The organism is Flavobacterium sp. KY-23415, assembly GCF_055384985.1.
This window is the reverse complement of the sequence record NZ_AP044001.1, coordinates 2,847,543-2,859,557: the sequence shown is the minus strand read 5'-3', so window position 1 is coordinate 2,859,557 and position 12,015 is coordinate 2,847,543. Positions and strand designations below refer to the sequence as shown.

Annotated in this window: 10 protein-coding genes, 2 tRNA genes and 1 rRNA gene; 6 read left to right on the top strand and 7 right to left on the bottom strand. The window is 33.5% G+C overall.

The features are described 5' to 3' along the window. Positions 1–160: 160 nt before the first annotated feature. From ACZ49Z_RS12475 to ACZ49Z_RS12465, 3 genes are all read right to left on the bottom strand, one after another. Positions 161–234: transfer RNA gene (locus tag ACZ49Z_RS12475), tRNA-Ala, on the bottom strand. Between the two features lie 91 nt (positions 235–325). Next, positions 326–399 (bottom strand) — tRNA-Ile (locus ACZ49Z_RS12470). 84 nt (positions 400–483) lie between these two features. Beyond that, positions 484–2,000, bottom strand: a 16S ribosomal RNA gene (locus ACZ49Z_RS12465). Between the two features lie 777 nt (positions 2,001–2,777). Here ACZ49Z_RS12465 and thrS point away from each other — a divergent pair. The 5 genes from thrS to rlmF all read left to right on the top strand — a co-directional run bounded on the left by thrS (position 2,778) and on the right by rlmF (position 7,095). After that, positions 2,778–4,718: a threonine--tRNA ligase gene (gene thrS, locus ACZ49Z_RS12460; RefSeq protein ID WP_464304638.1), complete on the top strand. Its 1,941-nt coding sequence runs from the start codon at positions 2,778–2,780 to the stop codon at positions 4,716–4,718. A gap of 29 nt (positions 4,719–4,747) precedes the next feature. Then, a complete protein-coding gene (gene infC / locus ACZ49Z_RS12455; RefSeq protein ID WP_464308069.1) occupies positions 4,748–5,299 on the top strand; it encodes a translation initiation factor IF-3 in 552 nt (183 codons plus the stop codon). 63 nt (positions 5,300–5,362) lie between these two features. Then, a complete protein-coding gene (gene rpmI, locus ACZ49Z_RS12450) occupies positions 5,363–5,560 on the top strand; it encodes a 50S ribosomal protein L35 (protein WP_140964640.1) in 198 nt (65 codons plus the stop codon). Between the two features lie 114 nt (positions 5,561–5,674). Beyond that, positions 5,675–6,019, top strand: coding sequence for a 50S ribosomal protein L20 (gene rplT, locus ACZ49Z_RS12445; RefSeq protein WP_464304637.1), 345 nt, complete (start codon positions 5,675–5,677; stop codon positions 6,017–6,019). A gap of 113 nt (positions 6,020–6,132) precedes the next feature. After that, complete coding sequence (gene rlmF, locus ACZ49Z_RS12440) at positions 6,133–7,095, top strand: 23S rRNA (adenine(1618)-N(6))-methyltransferase RlmF (RefSeq protein WP_464308068.1); 963 nt, start codon at positions 6,133–6,135, stop codon at positions 7,093–7,095. 260 nt (positions 7,096–7,355) lie between these two features. On the opposite strand, the gene ACZ49Z_RS12435 is transcribed toward rlmF, so the two are convergent. From ACZ49Z_RS12435 to ACZ49Z_RS12420, 4 genes are all read right to left on the bottom strand, one after another. After that, positions 7,356–8,621 (bottom strand): asparagine synthetase B, encoded by a 1,266-nt coding sequence (locus ACZ49Z_RS12435; RefSeq protein ID WP_464304636.1) that lies wholly within the window; start codon positions 8,619–8,621, stop codon positions 7,356–7,358. A 71-nt stretch (positions 8,622–8,692) separates the two neighbouring features. Next, positions 8,693–9,373: a response regulator transcription factor gene (locus ACZ49Z_RS12430; RefSeq protein WP_464304635.1), complete on the bottom strand. Its 681-nt coding sequence runs from the start codon at positions 9,371–9,373 to the stop codon at positions 8,693–8,695. 3 nt (positions 9,374–9,376) lie between these two features. Next, positions 9,377–10,168 carry a sensor histidine kinase gene (locus tag ACZ49Z_RS12425; protein ID WP_464304634.1) on the bottom strand — a complete coding sequence of 264 codons (792 nt, stop codon included), beginning with the start codon at positions 10,166–10,168 and terminating at the stop codon, positions 9,377–9,379. A 634-nt stretch (positions 10,169–10,802) separates the two neighbouring features. Beyond that, a complete protein-coding gene (locus ACZ49Z_RS12420) occupies positions 10,803–11,120 on the bottom strand; it encodes a hypothetical protein (protein WP_464304633.1) in 318 nt (105 codons plus the stop codon). Positions 11,121–11,395: 275 nt separating this feature from the next. Between ACZ49Z_RS12420 and ACZ49Z_RS12415 the strand changes: the two genes are divergently transcribed. Further along, entirely contained in the window at positions 11,396–11,947 is a 552-nt protein-coding gene (locus tag ACZ49Z_RS12415) for a phage tail protein (protein WP_464304632.1), read from the top strand. Positions 11,948–12,015: the final 68 nt, after the last annotated feature.

Below are 12,015 nucleotides of genomic sequence, written 5' to 3'. Positions count from 1 at the left end.
GTGTTATATACTATACAACACCCGAAATTTGTGCTTTCTATTATATTTTTATTTTTTCTTTTCTCAATATGTCAATGAACGGTTTTCTAATAATTAGTCCTTAGTAATTAGTAACTAGTTTTCACTAATACTTTTCACTATTCACTATTCACTCGAATAGTGGAGAATATCGGAGTCGAACCGATGACCTCCTGCGTGCAAGGCAGGCGCTCTAGCCAGCTGAGCTAATCCCCCGTTTCTTTAGTGATCAGTTAACAGTTTTTAGTTAACACTACTTAAAACGGTTAGCAAACCTCTAGAATTTCCTCTTAAAACTTTAAAATAGTAGTCCCGGGCAGACTCGAACTGCCGACCCCTACATTATCAGTGTAGTACTCTAACCAGCTGAGCTACGAGACTCTGTTTCTTTAAGTTTTATTGTATTATTTGAACCAACAGCGAGAGTAAATGCTATATAAAACACTAATCTATATCTTTCTCTAGAAAGGAGGTGTTCCAGCCGCACCTTCCGGTACGGCTACCTTGTTACGACTTAGCCCCAGTTACTAGTTTTACCCTAGGCAGCTCCTTACGGTCACCGACTTCAGGTACCCCCAGCTTCCATGGCTTGACGGGCGGTGTGTACAAGGCCCGGGAACGTATTCACCGGATCATGGCTGATATCCGATTACTAGCGATTCCAGCTTCACGGAGTCGAGTTGCAGACTCCGATCCGAACTGAGACCGGTTTTGAAGATTCGCATCATGTCACCATGTAGCTGCTCTCTGTACCGGCCATTGTAGCACGTGTGTGGCCCAGGACGTAAGGGCCGTGATGATTTGACGTCATCCCCACCTTCCTCACGGTTTGCACCGGCAGTCTCGTTAGAGTTCCCGACTTTACTCGCTGGCAACTAACGACAGGGGTTGCGCTCGTTATAGGACTTAACCTGACACCTCACGGCACGAGCTGACGACAACCATGCAGCACCTTGAAAGACGTCCGAAGAAATTACTGTTTCCAATAACGTCGTCTCCCATTTAAGCCCTGGTAAGGTTCCTCGCGTATCATCGAATTAAACCACATGCTCCACCGCTTGTGCGGGCCCCCGTCAATTCCTTTGAGTTTCACACTTGCGTGCGTACTCCCCAGGTGGGATACTTATCACTTTCGCTTAGCCACTCAGATAAAATCCGAACAGCTAGTATCCATCGTTTACGGCGTGGACTACCAGGGTATCTAATCCTGTTCGCTACCCACGCTTTCGTCCATCAGCGTCAATCCATTAGTAGTAACCTGCCTTCGCAATTGGTATTCCATGTAATATCTAAGCATTTCACCGCTACACTACATATTCTAGTTACTTCCTAAAAATTCAAGCCCTACAGTATCAATGGCAGTTTCCTAGTTGAGCTAGGAGATTTCACCACTGACTTATAAGGCCGCCTACGGACCCTTTAAACCCAATGATTCCGGATAACGCTTGGATCCTCCGTATTACCGCGGCTGCTGGCACGGAGTTAGCCGATCCTTATTCCTACAGTACCGTCAAGCCTCTACTCGTAGAGGTGTTTCTTCCTGTATAAAAGCAGTTTACAACCCATAGGGCAGTCATCCTGCACGCGGCATGGCTGGATCAGGCTTGCGCCCATTGTCCAATATTCCTCACTGCTGCCTCCCGTAGGAGTCTGGTCCGTGTCTCAGTACCAGTGTGGGGGATCTCCCTCTCAGGACCCCTACCCATCATCGTCTTGGTAAGCCGTTACCTTACCAACTAACTAATGGGACGCATGCTCATCTTGTACCGTTGGAACTTTAATAATCAGAAGATGCCTTCCAATAATACTATGAGGTATTAATCCAAATTTCTCTGGGCTATCCCCCTGTACAAGGTAGATTGCATACGCGTTACGCACCCGTGCGCCGGTCTCAAGGAAGCAAGCTTCCTCTACCCCTCGACTTGCATGTGTTAGGCCTGCCGCTAGCGTTCATCCTGAGCCAGGATCAAACTCTTCATCGTATATTTTTTATATTGTACGATAAAAACTAGTGTGTTTAATTCGCCTCTACTCTCTTATTTTTATAATTTAAATCACTCTAAATTATGCTGTCAATTCAATATGTCTATGAACGTGTCTTTCGTATTTTAAACCCCTAACTCCAAAACTTGCGTCTCTGTGTTAGCGGCTGCAAAACTACAACCTTCTTTTTAATCTCGCAAGATTTATTTGATATTTTTTTATCTTAAATCTCACTCAATATGTATCTGAACTTCGCCTGTTTTGCGGGGTGCAAAGATAATTAGTTTTTTAATTCCGACAAGCTTTTTTGAAAATATTTTTTTTCTTTTCTTAAAAACCCAAAACTCTCGTTTTATCTTCATTAATCTACCAAAGAACCTCTGCGGTAATGCGGGTGCAAAAGTAGTCACTTTTTATTAGTTTCCTAATGTTTTTGAAACTATTTTTAAATATATTTTTTAGTACTTTAATTTTCAATTACTTATAATCAAAACTTTTTTACTTGCCTAATTCCATATCCCTCTATAATACCCTTTACGCTTTTACACCCTTCTACAAAGCTCATTTTATTTATAAAAAAACTTCAAAAAAAACACAACAGATACCTTACATTTACTTTTTCCTGTTCTACAATAAATATATAGACAAACTAATTCCACATAAATCTCAAAAAGCATTAATATTAAAAAAGAAAAAAAATGTTAAATATGAATCCTTATATATATTGTATGTATTTAGCTATTGTAGTATATTTGCAACTTAATAAAATTTAAGAGATGATAAATATTACTTTACCTGACGGTTCAGTTAAGGAATTTGCTAAAGGCATTTCTCCTATGGATGTGGCTTTAAGCATTAGTGAAGGTTTAGCTAGGAATGTGATTTCAGCTTCCTTTAATGGTACAACAATTGAAACCACTACCCCACTAACCTGTGACGGTTCTCTAATATTATATACGTGGAACAACGAAGAAGGTAAAAAAGCATTTTGGCACTCTACTTCTCACGTAATGGCTCAGGCAATTGAGGAAACATACCCGAATGCAAAACTTACTATTGGACCTGCTATTAGCAACGGATTCTATTATGATATTGATTTTGGAGAAGAAAAAATTACAGAAGCAGACTTTAAAAAAATTGAAGACAGAGTTTTAGAGATTTCCAGAGAAAAACATGAGTTCAAAATGCGATCTGTTACGAAAGCTGAAGCACTTGAACTATATAAAAACAATGAGTTTAAAACAGAACTAATACAAAACTTAGAAGATGGCACAATAACATTTTGCGACCATTCTACTTTTACAGATTTATGTCGCGGCGGACATATTCCTAATACCGGAATAATCAAAGCAATGAAAATCCTATCTGTTGCAGGTGCTTATTGGAGAGGAAACGAAAAAAACAAGCAATTAACTCGTGTCTATGGAATTTCTTTTCCTAAGCAAAAAGAATTAACTGAATACTTACTTTTATTAGAAGAAGCTAAAAAACGTGATCATAGAAAACTAGGCAAAGAACTAGAACTATTTCATTTTTCACAAAGAGTAGGACAAGGATTACCACTTTGGCTTCCTAAGGGAGCTGCATTAAGAGATAGACTTGAACAATTCCTAAAAAAAGCACAAAAAAAAGCAGGTTATGAACAAGTTGTAACACCACATATAGGACAAAAAGAACTATATGTCACTTCTGGACACTATGCAAAATATGGAGCAGATAGTTTTCAACCAATAAACACTCCAGCAGACGGAGAAGAGTTTTTATTAAAACCAATGAATTGCCCGCATCACTGTGAAATATACAATGCAAGACCTTGGTCTTATAAAGACCTTCCCAAAAGGTATGCTGAATTTGGGACTGTATATAGATACGAACAAAGCGGAGAACTACATGGTTTAACACGAGTTCGTGGTTTTACTCAAGATGACGCACATATTTTCTGTACTCCTGACCAATTAGATCAAGAATTCAAAAATGTAATCGATTTAGTATTATATGTTTTTGGCTCTTTAGGATTTGAAAATTTTACAGCACAAGTTTCTGTTAGAGACCTAGAAAAGCCAGAAAAATACATTGGAAACATTGAAAACTGGGAAAAGGCTGAAAACGCAATTATTAGTGCTGCAAAAGACAAAGGATTGAATTATATTGTTGAATCAGGTGAAGCAGCGTTCTATGGCCCCAAATTGGATTTCATGGTCAAAGATGCACTTGGAAGAAGTTGGCAACTTGGAACAATACAAGTTGACTATAATTTACCAGAACGTTTTGAATTAACATACAAAGGTAGCGACAACGAATTACACCGACCTGTAATGATTCATAGAGCACCATTTGGGAGTATGGAACGTTTTATCGCCATCTTACTGGAGCACACTGCAGGAAATTTCCCAATTTGGTTAATGCCAGAACAGGCTATTATCTTGTCTTTGAGTGAGAAATATGAAAATTATGCCCAAAAAGTTTTTTCTTTGCTAGAAAATCACGAAATTCGCGCCCAAATAGATAATAGAAACGAAACTATAGGTAAAAAAATTCGTGATGCAGAAACTCAGAAATATCCATTTATGTTAATCATAGGTGAGGATGAGGAAAAAAATGGAACAATTTCTGTTAGGAAACATGGTGATGATGGAAAATCAAACCAAACAATGACTATTGAAGCCTTTGCTGATTTAGTACAAGAAGAAATAAACAAAACATTGAAACAATTCTAAGTTTAACTTAAATTTTTAAAGCCATAGCAATTAGAAACAACAGAGGTTATAAGCCTCGCGAAGAAAAAAAAGCAGCTCACAGGATTAACAACTTAATTCGTGTGCCTGAAGTACGTTTAGTAGGTGAAAACATTGAACCAGGTATTTATAAAATTGGTGAGGCATTACGTCTTGCAGAAGAGCAAGAGGTAGACTTGGTAGAAATATCTCCAAATGCAGAGCCACCTGTTTGTAAATTAATGGATTATGGTAAGTTTCTTTATGAACAAAAGAAACGAGAAAAGATGCTTAAAGCAAAATCGTCTCAAGTAGTTATTAAAGAAATTCGTTTTGGACCTCAAACTGACGAACATGATTATGAGTTCAAGAAGAAAAACGCAATAAAATTCCTTCAAGATGGAGCGAAATTAAAAGCTTTTGTGTTCTTCAAAGGCCGTTCGATAATCTACAAAGAACAAGGACAAATTCTTTTATTAAGATTAGCTCAGGAGCTAGAAGAATATGGAAAAGTAGAACAATTACCAGTCTTAGAAGGTAAGCGAATGATTATGTATCTAGCTTCGAAGAAAAAAGCAAAATAAAAAAGCTTTACACAAGGCTTTTTGTAAGATAATAAGTAAGATTAAATTAAATACAGGAAGAAAATGCCTAAAATGAAAACAAAATCTAGCGCTAAGAAACGTTTCAAAGTTACTGGTTCTGGAAAGATTAAAAGAAAACACGCTTTTAAGAGTCATATTTTGACTAAAAAATCTAAGAAGCGTAAATTAGCTTTAACTCACTCTGGTTTGGTTCACAAAACAGACGAGAAAAGCATTAAACAACAATTAAATATTATTTAATTTGTTGTTTGGTTAAAATCAATTAATAACCCTGGAGTGGGCGAATTGAAAAATACAATTTAGAAAATTCAAAAGTGTTGAAAGACCGCCTTACTACAAAAAACATTTAAAATTATGCCAAGAGCAAAAAACAGAGTAGCTAGTAGAGCTAGAAGAAAAAGAATATTAAAACAAGCCAAAGGTTTCTTTGGTAGACGTAAAAACGTTTGGACAGTAGCTAAAAATGCGGTTGAAAAAGCAATGGCTTATGCATACCGCGATAGAAAGCAAAAAAAGAGAAACTTCCGTGCTTTATGGATTATGCGTATTAACGCTGGTGCAAGATTACACGGAATGAGTTATTCTCAATTTATGGGTAAAATTAAAGCAAACAGCATTGAGTTAAACCGTAAGGTACTTGCTGATTTAGCAATGAATCATCCAGAAGCTTTTGCTGCTATTGTTAACAAAATTAAATAAAACGTCAAACCAATTTATATCTTACTTATATAGAAATTCCCAGTCGAAAGATTGGGAATTTTTATTTATGTATATTGCAATTAAAAATCATAATTTTAAAATCTTAAAATATCATTTTGAAAAAAGAACAGGAAAATAAAACAAAAAAAAATCTTCATCCAAGAAACAAGCACTTAAGTGGCTATAATTTTGATGAACTAATTGAAACGAACCCAATTCTTGCAGAATTTGTGTTTATTAATAAATACAATACAAAAACCATTGATTTTTCAAACCCTGAAGCTGTAAAAACATTAAACAAAACACTCCTACTCCATTTTTACGGCATTACATTTTGGGATATTCCTAAAACTAATTTGTGCCCACCAATTCCTGGTAGAGCAGATTACATTCATTATATAGCAGACTTATTATCAGAATCTTATAATGAAAAAATTCCAAATGAAAACTACATAAAAGGTTTAGATATTGGTGTCGGAGCAAACTGTATTTACCCAATTATAGGAAATAGCGAATATAACTGGACGTTTGTTGGCACAGAAATTGACATACCTTCACTAAAAACTTGTGCAAAGATTGTTGAGAATAATGAAGCATTAAAAAACTCAGTAATTTTACGCCTTCAACAAAACAAACGTAATGTTTTTAAAAATTGCATTATTGATAATGATCGATTTGATTTCGTTATTTGCAATCCTCCATTTCACACTTCAAGAGAGGAAGCTACTAAAGGAACTCAACGTAAACTTAGAAATATTGGAAAAGCTAAGGAAGGAAAACCTATATTAAACTTTAGTGGGCAAAACAATGAACTATGGTGTGAAGGTGGTGAATTGGCTTTTATAACCAATATGATCTATGAAAGTGCTCATTTCAAGAAACAATCAATGTGGTTTACCGCTTTAGTTTCTAAAAAAGAAAATTTAAAACCTTTTTATAATCACTTGAAAAAAGTAGGTGCCATTGATATAAAAACAATAGCCATGGAACAAGGAAACAAAATCAGCCGTGTTATTGCGTGGTCATTTTTAAATGAACAACAAAGGGAAAATTGGGCAGTTATCAATTGGGGATAACAAAAAAGCTTTGAAAAATTCAAAGCTTTTTTGTATATTTTTTTTTTATCATTTTCTGTTCTGTCAAGTCTTATTCGTCTCCGTTTTTAAGTTTAATTTATAAGTTATTTTGAAACTATCTGGAAATCTAACTCTACAGCCAAACGAAACAATTTAGATTAATCAACACTTTACTCATAAAATGACATTAGTTAACTTTTTTTTAACATTCATCAAAATAACTCTAAACATTAAACAATACTATCTTTTTTTATTAAAAACTATGTTTTAAGTTTTTTCTTTCTTGCAGCTGGAAAAAGAACATTATTCAAAATTAAACGATACCCAGGAGAATTAGGATGTAAATCTAACACTGTTGGTGGATCTCCTACAAAGTGTTGATAATCTTCTGGATCATGCCCACCATAGAACGTGAACATACCTTTTCCCTTTGTTCCATGAATGTATCTTGATTCGCCGTTTAATTTATTTTCTCCTAATCTTAATACATTACTTTTAATTCTATTACCAGAAAAAGCAGTAGTTTGTCCCATAAAACCTTTAACTAATTGAGTATGATTTTGACAAAGCATTGTAGGTATAGGATCCCATTTTGCAGAAAAGTCCATTAAAGTAAAATAATCTTGTTGAAAAGGAACTCTTTTTTTAGGCCTATCTTCTGTCGTATCAATATCGGAAAACTCATAAGTTTCTGGTTTTCTTTCTAATATAAAATCTTTAAAGGCAAAAGAATTATTAAAATTAATTTTAGATTGATAATTAGGTTCACTATTATCTCCATCGAACATGGGCTCACAAATATCAATCCCTTCTGCAGCTAAAGCAATATCAAAACTATCTGTTGCGGAACACATTGCAAACATAAAACCTCCACCAATTACATAATCTCTTATTTTTAATGCTACAGCTAATTTCTCTTCAGATACTTTGTTATATCCCAGTTTTTTAGCCAAATCCTCAGCCTCTTTTTTTTGTTCAATATACCAAGGTGCATTTCTATAGGTACCAAAAAACTTTCCATATTGTCCTGTAAAATCTTCATGATGCAAATGCAACCAATCGTAGAGTACTAACTGATCTGTTAAGACCTCTTCATCGTAAATTTCTGTATAAGGAATCTCTGCATAAGTTAATACCATAGTTACCGCATCGTCCCATGGTTGTTTCCCTTTTGGGGTATATACTGCAATTTTAGGTGCTTTTTCTAAAACAACCGTTTCCATATTTTGTGAAGGGCTACTAATCTCCTCTAAAATAGAATTGGTAGCTGCATCAGACAAAATTTCAAACGTAACCCCTCTAATTTGACATTCTCTTCTAATTGATTCATCATCTGGAAACAAAAATGCACCTCCTCTATAATTAAGAAGCCAACTTACTTTATAGTTTTTTTCTAATGCCCAATAGGTAATTCCGTATGCCTTCAAATGATTCTGTTGTCCTTCTGCTTCCATGGGCAACAAAATAAAAGATGCTTGACTTGTGATTGTAGTCAATAAAAAAAATAGATATAGGTGTTTTTTCAAAGTATTGATAGTTTTTTCAAAGATAAGGAATTGACTTCAAAAAAAACATTCTTTTAAATTCTAACATTTTTTTAAATCCTTTTGAAAATTTCTTCTATAGGAATTACTTTATTTTGTATTGCATAGACAACCAAGCCCGCAATATTTTTAGAGTCTGTTTTGAGTAATAAATTATTTCTATGTCCATCTACAGTTCTTGGACTAATAAACAACCTTTCAGCTATTTCTATGGTACTAAATTGCTGACATATTAATTCTAAAATTTCTTTTTCCCTAGTAGTTAGATAATCATCATCAAAATGGCTCTTAATTCTATAATCCTTTATAGCAATTCCCTCTCTAATTACTTCTAGCACGCAATCATTATAATAAAATCCTTTATTATAAACCTCGTTTATTGTTAACAACATTTCTGCAGGTGTAGCACTTTTAACCAAATAGGAAGCGGCACCAACATGAATCATATTGGCTACAAATGATCTTGTATTATAACTTGTTAGGGCAATAATTTTTATATCTGGATGGGCTTCATGAATTATTTTGGTTGCTTCTACTCCATTCAATAAAGGCATCTTCAAATCCATTAAAATAATATCCGGATGATTTGTACTATTTTTCAAGAATTCAATTAGCTCAGAGCCATCAGAAGCTTCGAAAAGAATTTCAACATTTGGCTCTCTTTGTAATAAAAAAGCTATTCCTTTACGAAAAAGTACTTCATCGTCTGCTAATATTATTTTTATTTTTTCCATATTTTAAAAACTAAATAACACATCAATTCCGTTTCCTAAACTAGAATTCACTGAAATTTTTCCATTTAAAAAACTGATTCTACTTTCAATACTTTTCATTCCTAATCCTCTTTGATTCTCTTCTTTTTGCATATCGAAACCAGAACCATCATCTGTATATTTACAAATTACTTTTCCATTTACACTTTCAAAGATAATATTTATCCTTGAAGCATTGCTGTGTTTTAATGAATTATTCATTAACTCCTGTAAAATTCGAAACACATTTAACTGCACATCTGAATTTAATTTATCCAATTCCGCCGAACTACTAAAACTAGCTTTAATATTTTTAGTGCTATTAAATTCAACACACATCTCTTCAATCCCTGCATGAAGACCAAATTTTTCTAAAACAGGTGGCAATAAATCATGTGCAATTCTGCGAGAATTATCTAATGCTTTTTTGGTAAGATTAAAAATATTTGTAGAAATTTCAGAAGACTCCTCAAAAGTGAGTCCAGGTGTTTTTAATAAATGGCTATTAATGGAAACAATATTCAATTTAGAGCTTATATCATCATGTAGGTCTTGAGCAATTCTTTTTCTTTCCTCTTCTTGTGTAACAAGTATGGCGTGCAATAATTTTCTTTGATGACTCAATTCTAAATTTTTCTTTTCTACTTCTTTTTGTACAATTTTCTTCCTTGAAAAATAGAAAAATAAAACAAGTACCAATGCCATTAAAAGAAAAGCTGTGAAGGTGTAGATAATAGCACTTATTATTTCTTCCTGATGTATTACTTCTGAATTCATAATAACTTCTTTTTATTTTTTGAAAAACTAACTTTCCATTCGTATAAAATAAACAATTGATACACTATGTATAGTAATGAATTTAAAATCCAAGGGATTTTATTGTATTTAGAATCGAACTTCAACATTAAATTACCAACTAAAAAAAGAATAGTGCTCCCAAAAAGGTAAATCAAAATCCCTAAATTGATGAAATAGTACTTTTTTTCACTATCCAATTGATTATATAAATGAAAAGTAGAATAAATAATCAATAGAAAAGATGTGATAAATACTTCATATAAGTTGAATTCAAAAAAGATAGACGGATTTACAGCATATTGAACGAATAATGAAATGACACATAAAGCAAAAGTAACTTTGAGTATTTTTTTTTGTATTCTAACTTTTATCAAATAATTATAAAAAAGACTAAGAAATAAAAATTGTAATAAAAAATAAAAATGGGATAAGAATAAATTATTAACTCCAAAATATTGATAAACACTTGATACAATTTGAATTATAAAAATAACAATTAAATAGTAAACAAAACTCTTAAAGGCTCTTCCATTTTTGGAAAAACCTTTAAGATAAAACGATACCATATTAATAAATAGCAGCAAATAACCTATATCTGCAAATATATCATTCATTAACCTTTTTTAATAAACAATGGACTATCTGTATCACAAGTTGTTGGACAAGGTTTAGTAAAATCATAAATCAAATCTGTATCACTTATCATATCTTTTCCATTTGCATCAACACCAACAAGCATTAATTTATTTACACCGTCGCCATCGATTCCAATATATGCGCGAATATTTACTACTCCGTCTTCTTTACTTAAAGCTGTAAAATCTTCCATTGGAATTAAATGAGCTTTTACTGTCCCTGCTGGTTGAGATTCTACCCACTTAGTTGCCCATTCTTGTGCTGTTGTTAACGGAATTGCGTTGTCATTTTTCATAATTATTAGTTTTATTTTGTTAATTATTTTATAGCAAATTTAACATTAAAATTCATTCCATTGCCATCAAAACAAAAAAACAGGTATTTTTACGGGGTAGTAGGCAAATCAAAATTTATATATTAGCCTTTGGAATAAATTAAATATTAGGAAAAAGAATAATTTCTATTACATTTACAAAAAAAGTACATTTCAAACAACATTAATAACAAAAAAAAACAATTATTAACCTTTTTTATTATTAACTTCATAATAAACCATTAAAAATTAAGCTTATGGATCCATTATTAGGACAAATCACAATTTTTGCAGGAAATTTCCCTCCAAGAGGTTGGGCGTTCTGTGAAGGGCAATTATTAGCCATTTCACAATACACTGCGTTATTCTCTATTTTAGGAACAACCTATGGAGGAGACGGAAGAACAACATTTGCTTTACCAGATTTACGAGGAAGAGCTCCAATTGCTCCAGGAACTGGACCTGGACTAACTACTCGTCAGTTAGGACAAAGAGGAGGACAAGAAGTTCATACTCTTAATGTATTAGAAATGCCATCTCATAACCACGCAGCTAGTTCAGTTTCCAAACTTCATGCACTAAATACAAATGGAGATGATAATATTGTAGCTCCAGGTGCTAGTTTGGCAAGTGGGGCAGAGATTTACAATACTAGTACTCCCCCAAATACAGAGCTCAATCCTCAATCCGTTTCAACAGCTACTACAGTGTTAAACCAAGGAGGAAATCAAGCTCACAATAATATGCAACCGTATTTAGCAATTAATTATATTATCGCTCTAGTGGGAGTTTTCCCATCACGAAATTAAATAATTGTTATTTCTCACAAACAAATTCAGATAATTCAGCAATATAATTATCTGAATTTGTACTTTTA

What these genes read in the sequence shown, in the direction of transcription:
- thrS (WP_464304638.1), top strand. Translation starts at nt 2,778, where the DNA reads ATGATAAATATTACTTTACCTGACGGTTCAGTTAAGGAATTTGCTAAA.
- rpmI (WP_140964640.1), top strand. Translation starts at nt 5,363, where the DNA reads ATGCCTAAAATGAAAACAAAATCTAGCGCTAAGAAACGTTTCAAAGTT.
- rplT (WP_464304637.1), top strand. Translation starts at nt 5,675, where the DNA reads ATGCCAAGAGCAAAAAACAGAGTAGCTAGTAGAGCTAGAAGAAAAAGA.
- ACZ49Z_RS12430 (WP_464304635.1), bottom strand. Translation starts at nt 9,373, where the DNA reads ATGGAAAAAATAAAAATAATATTAGCAGACGATGAAGTACTTTTTCGT.
- ACZ49Z_RS12425 (WP_464304634.1), bottom strand. Translation starts at nt 10,168, where the DNA reads ATGAATTCAGAAGTAATACATCAGGAAGAAATAATAAGTGCTATTATC.
- ACZ49Z_RS12420 (WP_464304633.1), bottom strand. Translation starts at nt 11,120, where the DNA reads ATGAAAAATGACAACGCAATTCCGTTAACAACAGCACAAGAATGGGCA.
- ACZ49Z_RS12415 (WP_464304632.1), top strand. Translation starts at nt 11,396, where the DNA reads ATGGATCCATTATTAGGACAAATCACAATTTTTGCAGGAAATTTCCCT.